The sequence below is a fragment of the Salinicola sp. JS01 genome (assembly GCF_030284585.1).
Lineage (GTDB): Bacteria > Pseudomonadota > Gammaproteobacteria > Pseudomonadales > Halomonadaceae > Salinicola.
In genome coordinates, this window is sequence record NZ_CP127244.1 from 3,215,399 (window position 1) to 3,232,986 (window position 17,588).

At 66.8% G+C, this 17,588-nt stretch carries 18 protein-coding genes and 1 pseudogene; 15 read left to right on the forward strand and 4 right to left on the reverse strand.

What is annotated here, in order from left to right:
* Positions 1-75: 75 nt before the first annotated feature.
* The 3 genes from rpmG to radC all read right to left on the reverse strand — a co-directional run bounded on the left by rpmG (position 76) and on the right by radC (position 1,335).
* Positions 76-231, reverse strand: a complete 156-nt coding sequence (gene rpmG / locus QO259_RS14650; protein ID WP_035472447.1) for a 50S ribosomal protein L33 — start codon at positions 229-231, stop codon at positions 76-78.
* A gap of 12 nt (positions 232-243) precedes the next feature.
* Positions 244-480, reverse strand: coding sequence for a 50S ribosomal protein L28 (gene rpmB / locus QO259_RS14655; protein ID WP_035472445.1), 237 nt, complete (start codon positions 478-480; stop codon positions 244-246).
* A gap of 180 nt (positions 481-660) precedes the next feature.
* The gene (radC, locus tag QO259_RS14660; RefSeq protein ID WP_035472443.1) at positions 661-1,335 is read right to left on the reverse strand and encodes a RadC family protein; all 675 of its coding nucleotides are present in this window, start codon (positions 1,333-1,335) and stop codon (positions 661-663) included.
* Between the two features lie 478 nt (positions 1,336-1,813).
* Between radC and QO259_RS14665 the strand changes: the two genes are divergently transcribed.
* The 15 genes and pseudogenes from QO259_RS14665 to slmA all read left to right on the forward strand — a co-directional run bounded on the left by QO259_RS14665 (position 1,814) and on the right by slmA (position 16,360).
* Positions 1,814-2,515 (forward strand): GntR family transcriptional regulator, encoded by a 702-nt coding sequence (locus tag QO259_RS14665; RefSeq protein WP_207033227.1) that lies wholly within the window; start codon positions 1,814-1,816, stop codon positions 2,513-2,515.
* A 28-nt stretch (positions 2,516-2,543) separates the two neighbouring features.
* Positions 2,544-3,755: a D-mannonate dehydratase ManD gene (gene manD / locus QO259_RS14670; protein WP_285950503.1), complete on the forward strand. Its 1,212-nt coding sequence runs from the start codon at positions 2,544-2,546 to the stop codon at positions 3,753-3,755.
* A gap of 99 nt (positions 3,756-3,854) precedes the next feature.
* Positions 3,855-4,010 (forward strand): hypothetical protein, encoded by a 156-nt coding sequence (locus QO259_RS14675; RefSeq protein ID WP_285950504.1) that lies wholly within the window; start codon positions 3,855-3,857, stop codon positions 4,008-4,010.
* Between the two features lie 134 nt (positions 4,011-4,144).
* Positions 4,145-5,128 (forward strand): TRAP transporter substrate-binding protein, encoded by a 984-nt coding sequence (locus QO259_RS14680; RefSeq protein WP_285950505.1) that lies wholly within the window; start codon positions 4,145-4,147, stop codon positions 5,126-5,128.
* Positions 5,129-5,234: 106 nt separating this feature from the next.
* Positions 5,235-5,819, forward strand: coding sequence for a TRAP transporter small permease (locus QO259_RS14685; protein WP_285950506.1), 585 nt, complete (start codon positions 5,235-5,237; stop codon positions 5,817-5,819).
* Complete coding sequence (locus tag QO259_RS14690) at positions 5,819-7,102, forward strand: TRAP transporter large permease (RefSeq protein WP_035472435.1); 1,284 nt, start codon at positions 5,819-5,821, stop codon at positions 7,100-7,102. Before QO259_RS14685 ends, QO259_RS14690 begins: the two co-directional genes overlap by 1 nt.
* A gap of 1 nt (position 7,103) precedes the next feature.
* Entirely contained in the window at positions 7,104-8,597 is a 1,494-nt protein-coding gene (locus QO259_RS14695; RefSeq protein WP_285950507.1) for a mannitol dehydrogenase family protein, read from the forward strand.
* A 2-nt stretch (positions 8,598-8,599) separates the two neighbouring features.
* Entirely contained in the window at positions 8,600-9,775 is a 1,176-nt protein-coding gene (gene uxuA / locus QO259_RS14700; protein WP_285950508.1) for a mannonate dehydratase, read from the forward strand.
* 92 nt (positions 9,776-9,867) lie between these two features.
* A complete protein-coding gene (locus QO259_RS14705) occupies positions 9,868-10,293 on the forward strand; it encodes a hypothetical protein (RefSeq protein ID WP_285950509.1) in 426 nt (141 codons plus the stop codon).
* 89 nt (positions 10,294-10,382) lie between these two features.
* On the forward strand, positions 10,383-11,624 hold the full coding sequence (gene coaBC / locus QO259_RS14710) for a bifunctional phosphopantothenoylcysteine decarboxylase/phosphopantothenate--cysteine ligase CoaBC (RefSeq protein WP_285950510.1): 1,242 nt from the start codon (positions 10,383-10,385) through the stop codon (positions 11,622-11,624).
* Positions 11,625-11,785: 161 nt separating this feature from the next.
* Entirely contained in the window at positions 11,786-12,259 is a 474-nt protein-coding gene (gene dut / locus QO259_RS14715; RefSeq protein ID WP_207033255.1) for a dUTP diphosphatase, read from the forward strand.
* A gap of 302 nt (positions 12,260-12,561) precedes the next feature.
* Positions 12,562-13,109 (forward strand): annotated as a pseudogene (locus tag QO259_RS14720) (YaeQ family protein).
* Positions 13,106-14,512, forward strand: coding sequence for a phosphomannomutase/phosphoglucomutase (locus QO259_RS14725; protein ID WP_285950512.1), 1,407 nt, complete (start codon positions 13,106-13,108; stop codon positions 14,510-14,512). The pseudogene QO259_RS14720 and the gene QO259_RS14725 overlap by 4 nt, the downstream one beginning before the upstream one ends.
* A gap of 67 nt (positions 14,513-14,579) precedes the next feature.
* Positions 14,580-15,476 carry an acetylglutamate kinase gene (gene argB / locus QO259_RS14730; protein WP_285950513.1) on the forward strand — a complete coding sequence of 299 codons (897 nt, stop codon included), beginning with the start codon at positions 14,580-14,582 and terminating at the stop codon, positions 15,474-15,476.
* 269 nt (positions 15,477-15,745) lie between these two features.
* Positions 15,746-16,360: a nucleoid occlusion factor SlmA gene (gene slmA, locus QO259_RS14735; RefSeq protein WP_035472421.1), complete on the forward strand. Its 615-nt coding sequence runs from the start codon at positions 15,746-15,748 to the stop codon at positions 16,358-16,360.
* Between the two features lie 107 nt (positions 16,361-16,467).
* Here slmA and rpoH read toward each other — a convergent pair whose 3' ends face one another.
* A complete protein-coding gene (gene rpoH / locus QO259_RS14740) occupies positions 16,468-17,334 on the reverse strand; it encodes an RNA polymerase sigma factor RpoH (protein WP_035472419.1) in 867 nt (288 codons plus the stop codon).
* Between the last annotated feature and the right edge of the window lie 254 nt (positions 17,335-17,588).

Below are 17,588 nucleotides of genomic sequence, written 5' to 3' on the forward strand. Positions count from 1 at the left end.
AGAAAACCCGGTCGAGGACCGGGTTTTCCGTACTGTCATTCTGTGCTGGCACCTTGGCACCAGCGGAAAGCTAGATCACTTGATCTTGGCTTCCTTGTAGATGACGTGCTTGCGAACGACCGGATCATACTTCTTGAATTCAAGCTTGTCCGGGGTGTTACGCTTGTTCTTGGCGGTGGTGTAGAAGTGACCGGTACCGGCACTGGACACCAACTTGATCTTGTCACGCATCTCTCAGACTCCTTAAATGCTGGCGTCGCGCTTGCGGATGTCGCTGAGCACCGCGTCGATGCCTTTCTTGTCGATGATGCGCATGCCCTTGGAAGAGATACGCAGCTTGACGAAACGCTTCTCGGACTCGACCCAGAAACGGTGGGTGTGCAGGTTCGGCACGAAACGACGACGCGTCTTGCGCTGTGAGTGCGAGACGTTATTACCAGTCACCGGACGCTTACCGGTAACCTGACAAACTTGGGACATGGAAGCCTCCGACCACTGGCGGGTTATGCAGAGTTAGCTCGGGCAAACCACGATAAATGGCTGGCGTCCGCCTTCTGCCCTGTTTCAAAGGGCGTACTTTATACCAGACCCCCTAACCCCCCGCAAGCGCGCGGGCGTTTTTTCCCTTCGATCAGCGCCCGTGACTCCCCGCCGCCACGCTCACAGCCAGCCCCGTTCGACGAACGAGATCACCTCGCCATCGCCCACCACGAAGTGGTCGAGCACGCGAATGTCGAACAGCCCCAGCGCCTCGCTCAGGCGCTCGGTGACCCGGCGATCCGACTGGCTCGGTTCGGCCACGCCGGAGGGGTGGTTGTGGGCGAAGATCAGCGCGCCGGCGTTGTGGGCCAGCGCCCGGCGCGCCACCTCCCGCGGGTAGATCGAGGCCCCATCCAGCGTGCCCTCGGCGAGAATCTCGAAGCGGATCACCCGATGCTGGTTGTCCAGGAACAGCGCCGCGAACGCCTCGTGGGGGAGATGACGCAGCTGGGCGCTGAGAAAGCGTCGCACCAGGGTCGGCGAGGTGAGCGCGGCGTCGCGCTCGAGCAGGCTGCCGAGATGGCGCCGCGACAGCTCCAGCGTCGCCTGCAACTGGACGTACTTGGCCTCGCCCAGCCCGTGCTCGGCACAGAAGCGCTGGCGATCCGCCTCCAGCAGCGCCCGCAACCCACCGAAGCTGGCGAGCAGATCCCGCGCCAGATCGACCGCCGAGCGCCCCTTGACCCCGACGCGCAGAAAGATCGCCAGCAGCTCGGCATCGGAGAGCGCCGAGGCGCCCAGCGTCAGCAGCTTCTCGCGCGGGCGCTCCCCCGCCGGCCAGTCGTTGATCCCCATCGCGTCGTCTCCTCCTCTTGTTCACTGCTGCCTTTTCAGCACTTTCTTTTCAGAACTTTCTTTTCAGAACTTTCTTTATCAGAACTTCTGTTCAGCACGTCTCTCTGCTGCCTATTGGCTAGCCGCTATTCACTACCCGCGATCCCTGACCGACCTTTTCACTGCCCACTCGCCAGCCGGACGTCAGCGTCTCTGCCCGTTCAGCCCCCTGACCGATTCCCTGCCCAGCATGCGGGCGCCGCGGGATGCGACCACTCCAGAGAGATCGGCCACCGCGGCCAAAACTGTGGCCCACCGCGGGGCATGGGCGGACGTGGAGTGACATAGCATGTCGTGGTGTGGCCTGGCGCGGGGCCTGCGAAAGTCGAATCGCCATGTCCTACCGACCACTACCATACTAGTTAGACAAGATGGTCTGACGGTGCCGACACGGCGCCTGCCATGGCCTTCGAGACGAGCCATACAGACGAGGATCGCCGTGAGCCAATCGCTCTACAGCCTGTGGGAAGACGCCGCCACCGGCCCGGTCCGCCAGCGCCTCTACGCCACCCTGCGCCAGGCGATCATCCGCTTGACGCTGGCCCCCGGCCAGGCGCTGTCGGAGAAGGAGATCGCCGATACCTTCGCGGTCAGCCGCCAGCCGGTGCGCGAGGCGTTCATCCGCCTCTCCGAGGCGGGACTGGTCGAGGTGCGCCCCCAGCGCGGCACCTTCGTGGTCAAGATCTCGCCGCAGGCGGTCTACAGCGCGCGCTTCGTGCGCGAAGCGATCGAGGTCGCGGTGGCCAAGTCGGCGGCGGAGTCGGGGCTCTCGCGACGCGGCCTGGACGAGCTCCACGAGCTGGTCGAGCGCCAGCGGCGCACCCTCGGCAGCGACGACTACGAGCGCTTCTACCTGCTCGACGAAGCCTTCCACCAGACGCTGTCGCGGGAGGCCGGCCACGCCTCGGCGTGGCGATTCACCGAAGAGGTCAAGGCGCACTTCGACCGCGTGCGCTACATCAGCATGCCCGACGGCACGCCGCTGGAGACCCTGGTCGCCCAGCACGAGCGCATCGTCGGCGCCATCGCCGAGCGCGACCCGGCCGCCGCCGAGCGCGCGGTCCAGGCGCACCTGCGCGAGCTCCTGACCTCGCTGCCACGTCTTATCGAACGTCATCCCGAGCTGTTCGCCGAGTGCTGAACAGACCGCCACCGCCGCCGGAGAGCGCATGAAAATCATCGATGCCCGCGTCATCGTCACCAGCCCGGGACGCAACTTCGTCACCCTCAAGCTCATCACCGACTGCGGCATCCACGGCATCGGCGACGCCACCTTGAACGGCCGCGAGATGGCCGTGGTCGCCTATCTGCAGGAGCACGTGGTACCGGCGCTGATCGGCCGCGACGCCAGCCGCATCGAGGACACCTGGCAGTATCTCTATCGCGGCGCCTACTGGCGTCGCGGCCCGGTCACCATGAGCGCGATCAGTGCGGTGGACATGGCGCTGTGGGATATCCAGGGCAAGGCCGCCGGCATGCCGCTCTACCAGCTCCTGGGCGGCAAGAGCCGCGAGCGGGTGATGACCTATGCCCACTGCACCGGCAAGGATATCGACAGCTGCCTCGCGGAGGTCGCCCGTCACGTCGAGCTGGGTTACAAGGCGGTGCGCGTCCAGGCCGGCGTGCCGGGTATCGAGACGATCTACGGCGTGGCCAAGCGCGACGGCGAGCGCTACGAGCCGGCGGATGCCGAACTGCCCGCCGAGCACGTCTGGAGCACGGAGAAGTACCTCAACCACGTGCCCAAGCTGTTCGCCGCCGTGCGCGAGCAGTTCGGCCACGAGCTGCATCTGCTCCACGACGTCCACCACCGGCTGACCCCGATCGAAGCGGCAAGGCTGGGCAAGGCGGTGGAGCCCTATCACCTGTTCTGGCTGGAGGATTGCGTGCCCGCCGAGAACCAGGAGAGCCTGCGCCTGATCCGCGAGCACACCACCACGCCATTGGCCATCGGCGAGGTGTTCAACTCGATCCACGACTGCCGCGAGATGATCCAGAACCAGTGGATCGACTATATCCGCACGCCGCTGACCCACGGTGGCGGCATCACCCACGTGCGCCGGATCGCCGATTTCGCCTCGCTCTATCACGTGCGCACCGGCTTCCACGGGCCGACGGATCTGTCGCCGGTGTGCCTCGGCGCGGCGGTTCACTTCGACACCTGGGTGCCCAACTTCGGCATTCAGGAGCACATGCCCCATGACCCGCTGACCGATAGCGTCTTCCCCCACGACTATCGCTTCGAGGCGGGGCACTTCGTGGTCGGCGAGTCGCCGGGCCACGGCGTCGACATCGACGAGGAAGCCGCTGCCCGCTACCCGTACAAACCCGCCAGCCTGCCGGTCAACCGGCTCGAGGACGGCACCCTGTGGCACTGGTGATGCGATACGCGAGAGGCGCCGCGGTTGAAACGCACGGTGTCATCCACGGCGCGTGGCGGATCGCGCCGGCGCAGCCCGCGCCAGTTTGAGGAGAGATCGATGCAAGCCTTTCGTGTCAGCGCCCCGCACGCCTTCGCGGTCACCGAGCAGCCAGCCGGACGCCTCGGCCGGCTCGGTTTCCACCCGATGCCAATCGATCTGCTCGCCAACCCTCCAGAACGGGCACACCAGGTGCGGGTACGCATCGCACCCTGACGCCCTGCCAGTCGGGTCGCGGCGTCACTCGCCGCGGCCCGTCGTCTCTGCGGCACCATCGTCTCCGTAGCCACAACGTCTCTGCGGCACAACAGTGACAACGCCGCGCTACCTCACCCAAGGAGTTTCACGCCATGTTCTCCACCCCGACTCTCAAGCAGCTGATCGCCGGCGTCGCCCTCGGCGCTACCCTCGTCGCCAGCCAGGCCACCTTCGCCGCCGACTACACGCTCAAGTTCGGCCACTTGGCCAACGCCGAGAACATCTGGAACAAGGCCGCGCTCAAGTTCAAGGAGCTGGTAGAGGCCAATTCCGATGGCCGGATCGAGGTTCAGGTCTTTCCCAACGAGCAGCTCGGCAACGAAATGGATGTGATCAACAGCATCCAGCTCGGCACCGCCGACATGACCATCACCGGTGAGAGCCTGCAGAACTGGGCACCCAAGGCAGCGATGATGGCGGTGCCCTACCTGTTCCGTGATGCCGACCAGCTGCGCCGCGCCGTGGAAGGCGACGTCGGCAAGCAGATCGAGGCACAGATCACCGAACGCACCGGCCTGGTGCCGCTGGCCTGGTTCGAGCGCGGCCCGCGCGAGCTGACCTCCAACCGCCCGATCAAGACCCCTGACGATCTCGACGGCCTGCGCATTCGCGTACCCAACGTGCCGCTGTTCGTCGACACCTGGAAGGCACTCGGCGCGCGACCGACGCCGATGGCGTTCAGCGAGGTGTTCACCGCACTGCAGCAGAACACCATCGAGGCCCAGGAGAACCCGCTCAGCCTGATCGAGAGCGCCAGCTTCAACGAGGTGCAGAAGTACGTCGATATGACCGACCACGTGCGCAGCTGGATCTACGTGGTGATCGGCAAGCAGAAGCTCGAATCGATGCCCGCCGACCTGCAGCAGGTGGTACGCGATGCCGCCAGCCAGATGCAGAGCTATGAAGAGACGCTGTTCGCCGCCGATCAGAAGCGGCTCGAACAGGCGCTCAAGGACAAGGGCATGACCTTCGTCGAGGTGGACCAGGCGGCCTTCGCCAAGAAGGCCAAGCCGGCAGTGCTCGACGCTCTGAACGACGAGCAGCGCGCGCTCTATAAAGAGATCCAGGCGCTCTGAGCTAGGCATTCTGAACCCGGCGGCGCCCGCCGGTGACGCCTCGCCGCAGGGCAAGCGCCACCGGCGGGCGTCCGAGCGTGCCCCTTCTTCTCATGCGGAGACTCCCATGACGCACCCCAACCCGGAACCCCCTTCGGTCGACGTCCAGGAGGGCCTCGAGGTGCTCAACCGTGTGCCTCGCCTGGGCGGGCCACTGGGCAAGTTCGCGGCGCTGCTCGACCGCGTGCTGCTGACACTGGCGGTGATCGCACTGGTCGGCCTGTCGCTGACCGTGCTGCTGCAGGTGGCTTCGCGCCTGTTCCTGCCAATCACCCTGGCCTGGACCGAGGAGCTCACCCGCTACCTCTTCATCTACATGGTCTCGCTCGGCGCCGGGGTGGTGCTGCATCGCCACCGTAACGTCAACGTCGAGCTGTTCCACGGGCGCCTCTCGCCACGCGGGCGCGCCCTCTATCTCAGCGTGATCTCGCTGATCACCCTCGGCTTCGTGGTGATGGTGCTGCCCGGTGCCTGGCAGTTCGCCCAGATCGGCGCCTTCCAGACTTCGCCCACGCTGCGCATCCCGATGATCTACATCTTCTTCTCTTCGGTGCTGCTGTTCGTCTCGCTCGCATTCTACGCCGCGATCTGCACCCTCGAGGGAGTCATGGCCCTGATCCGCCCGGTTCCCGACGCCCGGAGTGAGCGCTAATGGATATCGCCGTTCTCTTCATCACCTTTCTGGCCCTGCTGCTGCTCGGCCTGCCGATCGCCTTCTGTCTGGGCGTCTCTTCGGTCGCCTATCTGCTGCTCGGCGGCATCTCGCTGACCATCGTGCCACAGCGCCTGTTCTCGGGGATCGACGCCTTCGTGCTGCTGTGTATCCCCGGCTTCGTCATGGCCGGCAACCTGATGAACGTGGGCAATATCACCCAGCACATCGTGCGCTTCTCCAACGCCCTGGTCGGCCATGTCCGCGGCGGCCTGGGGCTGGCCAACGTCGGCGGCTCGATGATCTTCAGCGGTATTTCCGGCACCGCGGTGGCCGATGCCGCCAGCATCGGCTCGGTGATGATTCCGGGGATGGCCAAGAGCGGCTACGACAAGCCGTTCGCCGCCGCGGTCACCGCCGCCTCCTCGACCATCGGCCCGATCATCCCGCCCAGCGTGCCGATGATCATCGTCGGCTCGCTCTCGGGCATTTCGGTCGGGCGCATGTTCCTGGCCGGCGCCGTGCCCGGGCTGCTGCTCGGCGTGGCGATGATGATCACCGTTTACTGGCTGGCGGTGAAACGCGGCTATCCCAAGGAGCCGCGCGCCTCCTTCATGACGCTGCTCAAGGAGGGACGCAGCGCGTTCTGGGCGCTGCTGATGACCTTCATCATCCTCTACGGGATCATCGGCGGGCTGTTCACCCCGACCGAAGCGTCGATCGTCGCCAGCCTCTATGCGCTGCTGGTGGGCACCTTCGTCTACAAGGGCATCAACTGGCGCAACCTCGGCGGCATCCTGACGGATACCGTGATCACCTCGGCCTCGCTGATGCTGCTGGTGGGGCTGGCCAATCTGTTCGGCTGGATTCTCACCAGCCAGCAGATTCCCCAGCTGATCGCCGGCGCGATCCTCGGCTTCAGCGACAATCCCATCGTGGTGATCCTGATCCTCAACCTGATCCTGCTCTTCGTCGGCGCTTTCATGGAGACCATCGCCGCGCTGATCATCCTGTTCCCGGCGCTGCTCGGTGTCGCCACCGGGATCGGCATGGATCCGATCCACTTTGGCGTGATGGCAGTGCTCAACCTGATGATCGGGCTGACCACGCCGCCGGTGGGGGTGTGCCTGTTCGTGGTCTCGAGCATCGGCAAGCTGCCGATGCTGCGCGTGGCGCGGGCGATCGTGCCGTTTCTGATCTGCAATCTTCTGGTACTGCTGCTGGTCTCCTTCGTGCCGGCACTGTCGCTGTGGTTGCCCAACCTGCTGATGGGAGCCTCCTGAGATGTCATCCCGCGAGATCCATGTCGAACGTCATCCGGCCACGCGCGTGCCGCGCCGGATCGGCATCGTTCATCTGGGCCTGGGCGCCTTCCACCGTGCCCACCAGGCAGTCTATCTACAGCAGTTTCTGGCGCGCAGCGGCGATGAGACCTGGGGCGTCTGCAGTGCCAACATCCGCGCCAACCGCACCCTGGTCGAGCAGCTGCGCGCCAATGATCTGCGCTACCACGTGGCCGAATACCGCGACAGCGAGCACCTCGACCTGCGCGAGATCGGCGTCATCCGCGAGGCGCTCTACACCGGCCCCGACGGGCCGGACCGCGAGGCGCTGCTGGCGCGGATGAGTCACCCGGCGGTACGCATCGTCACGCTGACGGTCACCGAGAAAGGCTATTTTCTCAATCCGGCGAGCGGCGAGCTGCTCACCCAGGCCGAGCCGATCGCCCACGACATCGTCAATCCGACCACACCACACACCGCACCCGGCCTGCTGGTGGCGGCGCTGGCCCGGCGCCGCGCTGCCGGCGTCCCCCCGTTCGCCGTGCTCTGCTGCGACAACATGCCGGCCAACGGCCAGCGCACCCGGCATGCGGTGGTGGCACTGGCGCGCCGACAGGACACCGCGCTGGCCGACTGGATCGAGGCCCAGGTCGCCTTCCCCTCGAGCATGGTCGATCGCATCGTGCCGGCCATGGGCGCGGCCGATCGGGCACGCCTGGTCGCGCTGGATGTCGACGACCCGGCAGCGGTAGTCTGCGAGACCTTCAGCCAGTGGGTGGTCGAGGATGAATTCCCGCTGGGCCGGCCGGACTGGGAGGCCGAAGGCGTCGAGATGGTCGCCGATGTCACCCCCTTCGAGACCCTGAAGCTGCGCCTGCTCAACGGCGCCCATTCGCTGCTCGCCTATCTGGGTGCGCTGGCCGGCATCGAGACGGTCGATGCCGCTGTCGCGAGCCCGGCGTTCCGCGGACTGCTGCGGCACTACTGGCAGCGCGAGGCGGCACCCACGCTCGAGCTGCCGGCGGGCAGCGAGGTCGCGGCCTACACCGAGCGGCTACTGGTGCGTTTCGCCAACGACAGCCTGCATCATCGGCTACAGCAGATCGCCATGGATGGCTCGCAGAAGCTGCCCCAGCGCTGGCTGGCCGGCGCCGTCGACCGCCTGGCGGTGAACGACGCTACGGATCTGCGCGCCACCGCACTCGGCATCGCGGCCTGGATTCGCTACACCGCCGGCAGCGACCTCCAAGGTCAGCCGCACCCGGTGGACGACCCTCTGGCGGAGACCTTCGCCGCGCTCCACCGTCGCCACCGCGACGACCCCGCGGCGCTGATCGACGCCTTCCTCGCACTCGATGAGGTCTTCCCCGCGGCGCTGCGCGACGCTCGCCCCTTCACCCGGCAGCTCCTCGACGCGCTGATGCGACTGGAACGCGACGGCGTGGCATCGGCCATTGCCGCCTCGATACACGACGCTTCTGACCAGGAGGCTTGAACATGCAACACACCTGGCGCTGGTTCGGCCCCAGTGATCCCATCGGCCTCGACGAGATTCGTCAGGCCGGGGCGACCGGCATCGTCACCGCCCTGCACGAGATCCCCATCGGCGAGACCTGGCCGCGCGCGGCCATCCGTGAACGCCAGCAGCAGATCGAGGCGGCGAGGCTGAGCTGGTCGGTGGTCGAGAGCGTACCGGTCCACGAGGCGATCAAGCTGGGGCTACCGGCAGCCGTACACTATCTCGACAACTATCGTCGAACGCTTGCCAACCTCGGCGCCTGCGGCATCGACACGGTCTGCTACAACTTCATGCCAGTGCTCGACTGGACCCGCACCGATCTCGCCTGGCCGCTGCCCGACGGCGGTACCGCGCTGCGCTTCGAGCAGGCCGCCTTCGCCGCCTTCGACCTCTACCTGCTCGAACGCCCCGGCGCCGAGTCCGACTACACCGCCGCCGAGCGCGACGCCGCCCGCGCCCTCGTCGAACGACTCGACGACGACGCCCGCCAGCGGCTGATCGAGACCATCATCGCCGGGCTGCCGGGTAGCGATGCCCACTACGGCCTGGCCGAGCTGCGCCAGGCCCTGGCCGCCTACCGCGATGTCGATGCCGAGCGCCTGCGTACCAATCTGGCCGTGTTCCTGCGCGCCGTGGTGCCCGCGGCGGAGGAAGCCGGGGTACGCCTGGCGATCCACCCCGACGACCCGCCGCGTCCGCTGCTGGGGCTACCCCGGGTGGTCTCCACCGCCGACGATGCCGCCTACGTGCTCGACAGCGTGCCCAGTTCGGCCAACGGCCTCACCTTCTGCACCGGTTCCTACGGCGTGCGCGCCGACAACGATCTGGTGGCGATGGTCGAGCGCTTCGCCCCGCGCATCCACTTCGTGCACCTGCGCGCGACCCGCCGCGAGACGGACGGCTCGAGCTTCCACGAAGCCGGCCATCTGACAGGCGACGTCGACATGGTCGGGGTAATCGCCGCACTGGTGCGTGAAGAGCGAAGGCGCCAGCGTGATGGCGGTGCGCGCCTGCCGCTGCGCCCCGATCACGGCCACCACCTGCTCGACGATCTCAGGCGCGACACCCGCCCCGGCTACCCGCTGATCGGCCGCCTCAAGGGGCTCGCCGAGCTGCGCGGGGTGGAAACAGCGGTGAACGCGCTGATGCACTGAGCCCGGCGGGAGCAGTCAGGTGAGGTCCTGGGGCGAGACGCACCAACTGGGCTATGGTGAAGTCACACCCTCGTCTCTTCGGGAGTACCACCATGCAACGATCCCTCGTGTTCGCCTCCAGACAGCGCCTGGCTACCCTGGCCATCGCCGCCACCCTCGCCGCCACCCTCGGCGGCGGTGTCTCCAGCGTTTTCGCCGCCGATGCCGGTGCCGCGCCACAGCCGGAGAGCGAGCGGGTACTCAGCGGCGACCAGATCCAGCAGCGGGTGTGGGGGCATCGCGTCCACGGCGCCATGGCCAACGGCCAGTCCTACGACGAGACCTATGCCACCGACGGCAAGATTCAGGGCGACGGCTACACCGGGCAGGCCAGGATCGTCGACGACCGCATGTGCTTCGACTACGGCAGCGACAGCGTCGAGTGCTACGGCGTGCGCGCCGCGGGCGACGATCGCATCGAGTGGCTCCAGCAGGGCGAGGTCGCCGGTGAAGGGGTGATCGAGGCGCCGAACCAGTAGCCCAGCGAGCCTGCTGGGGCGGGAGCTTGCGTTCCGCCCTGGCGCTCTGCAGTGGTAAGGTAGCGCCAATGATTCAGGACACGCACCCCATGTCGCTACCCCTCGGGCCGGGACTCGCCGGCACCCGCATCCTGCTCGGCATCAGCGCCGGCATCGCCGCCTACAAGAGCGCCCACCTCGCGCGTCTGCTCAAGAAGAGCGGCGCCGAGGTGCGCGTGGTGATGACCGAGGGCGCCCAGGCTTTCATCACGCCACTGACGCTGCAGGCGCTCACCGGCGAGCCGGTGCGTACCTCGCTGCTCGACCCCGAGGCCGAAGCCGGCATGGGGCATATCGAGCTGGCCAAGTGGGCGGACGTGATCCTGATCGCCCCGGCCACCGCCGATCTGATGGCGCGCCTGGCCCATGGCCACGCCGACGACCTGCTGACCACGCTGTGCCTGGCCAGCGAGGCGCGCTGCCTGATGGCCCCGGCGATGAACCAGGCGATGTGGCGCCACCCGGCGACCCTGGCCAATGCCGAGCGTCTCGAGACCCTCGGCTGGCGCCTGCTGGGGCCGGATGCCGGCGATCAGGCCTGCGGTGACGTCGGCCTCGGGCGCATGCTCGAACCGGAGACGATCTTCACCCGGGTACAGCAGACGCTCGACCCCGCGGCCGCCCGCTCGACGCAGGATCTCGCCGGGCGCCGGGTGGTGATCACCGCCGGGCCGACCCGCGAGGCGCTCGATCCGGTGCGCTATCTCTCCAACCACAGCTCCGGCAAGATGGGCTATGCCCTGGCCGCCGCCTGCGCCGCGCGTGGCGCCGAGGTGACCCTGGTGAGCGGCCCAGTGGCGCTGGCGACACCGCCCGGCGTGGCGCGTGTCGACGTGCTCTCGGCGTGTGAGATGCTCGCGGCGGTGGAGGCCGCACTGCCCTGCGAGCTGTTCATTGGCTGCGCCGCAGTGGCCGACTACCGCGCCGCCAGCGTCGCCGAGCACAAGCTGAAGAAGAGCGACGACACCAGCGGCATGACGCTGGAGCTGGTGCGCAACCCGGATATCGTGGCCACGGTGGCGGCACGTGCCGAGCGCCCCTTCTGCGTCGGCTTCGCCGCCGAGACCCAGGCGCTGGAGACCCATGCCGGCGACAAGCTCGCGCGCAAGCGCCTCGATCTGATCGTGGCCAACGACGTCTCCCAGGCGGGGCTGGGCTTCGGCAGCGACGACAACGCCGCCACCTTGCTGTGGCGAGAAGCGGAAGAACTGCATCGCCAAGCGCTGGCGCCCCAGCCCAAGACGGCGCTGGCCACGGCGATTCTCGACCATCTGGTGCCACGCCTGCCCTGACGTCCCTCCGTGCCGGCACACACGCATCAATGGACGCCGCCCTGCACGGCGGCGTTCGCCGGCCACCAAGCGATGGTAAGCTAGGGCAGACTTCTGCTGCCGCCCGCCGTCGCGGTGGCGATACTCTATTCATCACGTTTTTGCAGGAATCAGGCTTCATCATGACCAGCCCCGCCTCGCCCGCGCCCAAGCTCGCGGTCAAGATTCTCGACCCGCGCGTGCACGACTATCCGCTGCCCCACTACGCCACCGAGGGCAGTGCCGGCATGGACCTGCGCGCCCTGCTCGACGCCCCGCTGACGCTGGCCCCCGGCGACAGCGCGCTGGTGCGCACCGGCCTGGCGATCCATATCGGTAATCCGCAGCTCGCCGGCGTGGTGCTGCCGCGCTCCGGACTCGGCCACAAACACGGCATCGTGCTGGGCAATCTGGTCGGCCTGATCGACTCCGACTACCAGGGCGAGCTGATGATCTCGGTCTGGAACCGCGGCCGCGACACCTTCACGCTGGAGCCCGGCGAGCGCCTGGCCCAGTACGTGCTGGTTCCGGTCGTGCAGGCCGAACTCGAGATCGTCGAAGACTTCGTCGCCACCGAGCGTGCCGCCGGCGGTTTCGGCCACTCCGGCCGGCAGTGACCAGCGCTCGCGGTGATAGCCCTGGGGCGACAACCGTGACACGACAAAGGTGAAGCGATGACCGTGAAGCGAGCAAGGGAAACGCTGAATAAATCGACGAGCGAGATGAAGCGCAAGGCGCATGGAACACAGAACACGAGACATAACATGGGGTTAGGCGAGTGTTCGACCGGGCTGGCGCACCAGTACCACGCAACGCAGCGATTCGTTGGGGACGCCGAGTCCGCGCAGGCATTTATGCAGTGTTTTCCAAGGAGAATCGCGTGGCGCTAGGCGCAACCATCTACAAGGCCCGGCTCAATGTGAGCGACCTGGACCACCACTACTACGCCACCCACGCTCTGACCGTGGCGTGCCACCCTCCGAGACCGCCACCCGCTTGATGGTGCGGCTGCTCGCGTTCATCGAAAACGCCCACACGCTCAACGCGCCGGCCCATGAGGCGCCGGGCGAGCTGAGTATGACCCGGGGCCTGAGCAGCGACGACGAGCCGGATCTGTGGCTCACCGCCGCGGACGGGCGCATCCTCGCCTGGATCGAGCTGGGCGAGCCGTCGCTCAAACGCATCAAGCAGGGGCTGTCGCGCGCCGAGACGGTCATCGTCTACCCCTATTCACCGCGCAGCGCCGAGCAGTGGTGGAAGAAGCTCGGCGACGACGTGCGCGCGCTGCCCCGGGTGCGCGTGATGAGCGTGCCGGCGGCCCCGCTGGAGACGCTGACCGGCTGGGTCGCCCGCAGCATGAGCGTGGACGCCACGCGCATGGAGGGTCAGTGGCTGCTGACCGACGGCCAGACCACGCTAACGCTGGCGTTCGATCGCTGGAGCGGCCCCGCCGAGGAGACCCCGTGAGCCAAGCCCCGCAGACACCCGCCAACGCGGTGCCCGCCTCGATCTTTCGCGCCTACGACATCCGCGGCGTCGTCGGCGAGACCCTCACCGAAGACGGGGTCGAGTGGATCGGCCGCGCCATCGGCAGCGAGGCCGCGGCCCGCGGCCAGCAGTGCGTGATCGTCGCCCGCGACGGCCGCCACTCCGGCCCCACGCTGGCGGCGGCGCTGATCCGTGGCCTGCGCGCCGCCGGCCGCGATGTGATCGACATCGGCCGGGTGCCGACCCCGGTGCTCTACTTCGCCACCGCCACCCTGACCGAGAGCGCCAGCGGGGTGATGGTCACCGGCAGCCACAACCCGCCCGAGTACAACGGCCTGAAGATCGTGCTCGATGGCGTGGCGCTCTCCAACGAGGCGATCACCGCGCTGCATACACGTATCCTTCAGGGTGATCTGAGCCACGGCGAGGGCCGCCTGGAGCACCGCGATCTGAGCCAGCGCTATCTCGACCGCATCCTCGGCGACGTGCATCTGGCGCGGCCGCTCAAGGCGGTGGTGGACTGCGGCAACGGCGTCGCCGGCGAGCTCGGCCCCAGGCTGATCGCGGCGCTGGGGGCAGAGACCGTGCCGCTCTACGCCGAGATCGACGGCGACTTTCCCAACCACCACCCGGACCCCGGCAAGCCCGAGAACCTGAGCGATCTGATCGCCGCGGTAGCCGCCCACGACGCCGACATCGGGCTGGCGTTCGACGGCGACGGCGACCGTCTGGGCGTGGTCACGCCGGCGGGGGAGATCATCTATCCCGACCGCCTGCTGATGGCCTTCGCCGAGGACATGCTCGGACGCAACCCGGGCGCCAAGGTGGTCTTCGACATCAAGTGCACCGGCCATCTGGCCCAGCGCATCGAGCATGCCGGGGGCGAGCCGGAAATGTGGTACACCGGCCACTCGCTGATCAAGGCACGCATGCGCGAGACCGGGGCCCAGCTCGGCGGCGAGATGAGCGGACACATCTTCATCAAAGAGCGCTGGTACGGTTTCGATGACGGCCTCTACGCCGCTGCCCGGCTGCTCGAGATCCTGGCGAATCAGCCGTGCAGTGCCGACGCCTTCTTCGCCGACTACCCGCAGGATCCGAGCACGCCGGAGCTCAACGTCGCGGTCAGCGACGAGACCAAGTTCGCCATCGTTGCGCGCCTGGCGGAGAATGGCGATTTCGGCGCCGACGGGGTCAGAACCTCGCTGGACGGCATTCGCGTCGACTATCCCGACGGCTGGGGGCTGTGCCGCGCGTCCAACACCACGCCGATGCTGGTGCTGCGCTTCGAAGGCCGGGATCAGGCCGCCCTCGAACGCATTCAGGGATATTTCCGTCGCGCCCTCGAGGCCGAGGTGCCCGACGCGACGCTGCCCTTCTGAGCACGTCGGGCGTCGAGAAAAACATGCACAAGGGACATTCATTCCAACCTGGGAGCAGTGACGACTCATGAGCGTTAGCCCACGCGACCCGCGCCACGTGGTCGAGATCCTTTCCGAGGCGCTGCCTTATATCCAGCGCTACTCGGGCAAGACGATCGTGGTCAAGTATGGCGGCAATGCCATGACCGAGGACACGCTGATCGACTCCTTCGCCCGCGACATGGTGCTGATGAAGGAGGTCGGCATCAATCCGGTGGTGGTGCACGGTGGCGGTCCGCAGATCGGCCAGCTGCTGGCGCGGCTCAACATCGAGTCGCGCTTCGTCGACGGCATGCGCGTCACCGATGCCGAGACCATGGACGTGGTCGAGATGGTGCTCGGCGGTCTGGTCAACAAGAGCATCGTCAACCAGATCAACCAGTGCGGCGGCAAGGCGATCGGCCTGACCGGCAAGGACAGCGCCCAGATCCGCGCGCGCCAGCTCAAGGTGGAGCGGCGCACTCCGGAGATGACCGCCTCGGAGATCATCGACATCGGCCACGTGGGCGAGGTCGAGCACGTCTCCACCGATCTGATCGAGATGCTGTCGAAGGCCGACTACATTCCGGTGATTGCGCCGATCGGGGTCGACGCCGAGGGCCACAGCTACAACATCAATGCCGACCTGGTGGCGGGCAAGGTGGCCGAGGCGCTGAAGGCGGAGAAGCTGATGCTGCTGACCAACGTCGCAGGCCTGCAGGACGCCGACGGCAACGTCATGACCGGGCTCTCCACCGAGCAGGTCGACGCGCTGATCGCCGACGGCACCATCTACGGCGGCATGCTGCCCAAGATCCGCTGCGCCCTGGAGGCGGTCAAGGGCGGCGTGGGCAGCGCGGTGATCGTCGATGGCCGGGTGGTCCACTCCACCCTGCTGGAGATCTTCACCGACGCCGGCGTCGGCACCCAGATCGTCGCTCGCTAGGTTCTGCACGAAAAGTCAGCGAGCGAAGGCAAGACAAGGCAAAAATCGGCGAAAACGCGGAATTTACGGGTTGTAAATGAGCATTTTGAGCCGATTTTTAACGCCGTATTGCCGAGCGCAGGTAGTTTTCGTACAAAACCTGGCGCACTTTCGACACGGGCCAGGACGGCCCGCTCCGCCGTGCACCGTCCGGGGCGTCATCGCCCCGGACGCGTACGACGGAGTCACTCCAGGCAGGAGCCAAGACACCACCACCGACAAGAACGCTCATGACGCAGGCAACTTCAACGCTTTCCCGCCGCGAACAGATCCTCCAGGCACTCGCACTGATGCTGGAAGAGGACAGCGGCAAACGGATCACCACCGCCGCCCTGGCGCGTCAGGTCGGCGTCAGCGAAGCGGCGCTCTATCGCCACTTCCCTAGCAAGGCGCGCATGTTCGAGGGGCTGATCGAGTTCATCGAGACCAGTCTGTTCGAGCGCATTCGGCGAATTCTCGAGGAGACACCGGATGCCCTCGGCCGCTGCGAGACGATCGTGCAGCTGGTGCTGATGTTCGCCGAGAAGAACCCGGGGCTCAGCCGGCTCATGGATGGCGACGTGCTCACCGGCGAAACGGCCAGGCTGCGCACGCGCATGTCGCAGCTGTTCGAGCGTCTGGAGACCCAGTTCAAGCAGATTCTGCGCGAAGCCGAGCTGCGCGAGGGGCTGCGTCCGCGGGTCGCCGTCTCGGCCAGCGCCAATCTGCTCGCCGCCTTCGTCGAGGGGCGCATCAGTCAGTACGTGCGCAGCGACTTCCGCCATCTGCCGAGCGCCCACTGGCAGGATCAGTGGACCCTGCTCGGCGCACAGCTACTGGTAGGACAAACGACCACCAGCGCCTGAGACGGCGCTGGCCTGACCCGGCAATACTGACTCAGGCCCTGTAACGCAAAAAAGCCCGACATGCTGAGCATGTCGGGCTTTTGCGCTGCGAGTGTGCCGATCAACGATCAGGCAGCGAGGGCGTCACCCAGTTGCTGCTTGATCTTCTTCATCGCGTTCTTCTCCAGCTGACGGATACGCTCCGCGGAGACGCCGTAAACATCGGCGAGCTCGTGTAGCGTCGACTTCTCCTCGGAGAGCCAGCGCCGCTGCAGGATGTCCCGCGAGCGGTCGTCGAGCAGCGCCAGCGCGTCACGCAGGCGGCGGGTGTAATCCGCCTCCCAGTCATCGGCTTCGAGCTGCGCTGCCGGGTCGAAGCTGCTGTCCTCGAGATACTGGGCCGGCGCCTGGTAGCTCTGCTCGTCGTCCTCGCCGGGGCTGGCATCGAAGCCAGCGTCGTAGGCCGAGAGCCGCCCTTCCATCTCGCGCACCACGTTCGGCTTGACGTCGAGATCCTTGGCAATGGCATCGACTTCGTCGTTGTTCAACCACGCCAGGCGCTTCTTGGCGCTGCGCAGGTTGAAGAACAGCTTGCGCTGGGCCTTGGTGGTGGCGATCTTGACGATGCGCCAGTTACGCAGCACGTACTCGTGAATCTCGGCCTTGATCCAGTGCACCGCGAAGGAGACCAGACGCACGCCCTGATAGGGGTCGAAGCGCTTGACCGCCTTCATCAGGCCGACGTTGCCTTCCTGGATCAGGTCGGCCTGGGGCAGGCCGTAGCCCGAGTAGCTGCGCGCGATGTGCACCACGAAACGCAGGTGCGACATGATCAGTCGGCGCGCCGACTCCAGGTCGTCCTCTTCGTGCAGGCGCACCGCCAGGGCGTGCTCCTCTTCGGCCGTCAGCACGGCGATGCCGTTGACCGCCTGTATATAGCCGTTGAGGTCGTGACCCGGCGAAAGATTGCCGATGGTTTGAAGACTGGTGCTCATATGCCGTGTCTCCATGCTAGGCGGTGCCCGCGGTGCCGAGCGTGGTATCGCTCAGGCGTCGCATCGCACCGCCGCAGGTTGTTAGGCCTGTCTATGCTCGTGGGATGCCTCTATGACCCCGAGTGTAGACAAAAGTTCAATCGTTGGGCCAGCGCGACCCGGTGTCCGAGCGGCTATCGACGTCATGCCTCGAGACTATGACCACCCCGAGGAAAACGATAACCGTGCCAGCCGCTACTGCCATGTCAGGCTGG

Bases quoted from the DNA above. Each gene is read 5' to 3' on its own strand.
- rpmG (WP_035472447.1), bottom strand. From the start codon at position 231: ATGCGTGACAAGATCAAGTTGGTGTCCAGTGCCGGTACCGGTCACTTC.
- rpmB (WP_035472445.1), bottom strand. From the start codon at position 480: ATGTCCCAAGTTTGTCAGGTTACCGGTAAGCGTCCGGTGACTGGTAAT.
- radC (WP_035472443.1), bottom strand. From the start codon at position 1,335: ATGGGGATCAACGACTGGCCGGCGGGGGAGCGCCCGCGCGAGAAGCTG.
- manD (WP_285950503.1), top strand. From the start codon at position 2,544: ATGAAAATCATCGATGCCCGCGTCATCGTCACCAGCCCGGGACGCAAC.
- QO259_RS14675 (WP_285950504.1), top strand. From the start codon at position 3,855: ATGCAAGCCTTTCGTGTCAGCGCCCCGCACGCCTTCGCGGTCACCGAG.
- QO259_RS14680 (WP_285950505.1), top strand. From the start codon at position 4,145: ATGTTCTCCACCCCGACTCTCAAGCAGCTGATCGCCGGCGTCGCCCTC.
- QO259_RS14685 (WP_285950506.1), top strand. From the start codon at position 5,235: ATGACGCACCCCAACCCGGAACCCCCTTCGGTCGACGTCCAGGAGGGC.
- QO259_RS14690 (WP_035472435.1), top strand. From the start codon at position 5,819: ATGGATATCGCCGTTCTCTTCATCACCTTTCTGGCCCTGCTGCTGCTC.
- QO259_RS14695 (WP_285950507.1), top strand. From the start codon at position 7,104: ATGTCATCCCGCGAGATCCATGTCGAACGTCATCCGGCCACGCGCGTG.
- uxuA (WP_285950508.1), top strand. From the start codon at position 8,600: ATGCAACACACCTGGCGCTGGTTCGGCCCCAGTGATCCCATCGGCCTC.
- QO259_RS14705 (WP_285950509.1), top strand. From the start codon at position 9,868: ATGCAACGATCCCTCGTGTTCGCCTCCAGACAGCGCCTGGCTACCCTG.
- coaBC (WP_285950510.1), top strand. From the start codon at position 10,383: ATGTCGCTACCCCTCGGGCCGGGACTCGCCGGCACCCGCATCCTGCTC.
- dut (WP_207033255.1), top strand. From the start codon at position 11,786: ATGACCAGCCCCGCCTCGCCCGCGCCCAAGCTCGCGGTCAAGATTCTC.
- argB (WP_285950513.1), top strand. From the start codon at position 14,580: ATGAGCGTTAGCCCACGCGACCCGCGCCACGTGGTCGAGATCCTTTCC.
- slmA (WP_035472421.1), top strand. From the start codon at position 15,746: ATGACGCAGGCAACTTCAACGCTTTCCCGCCGCGAACAGATCCTCCAG.
- rpoH (WP_035472419.1), bottom strand. From the start codon at position 17,334: ATGAGCACCAGTCTTCAAACCATCGGCAATCTTTCGCCGGGTCACGAC.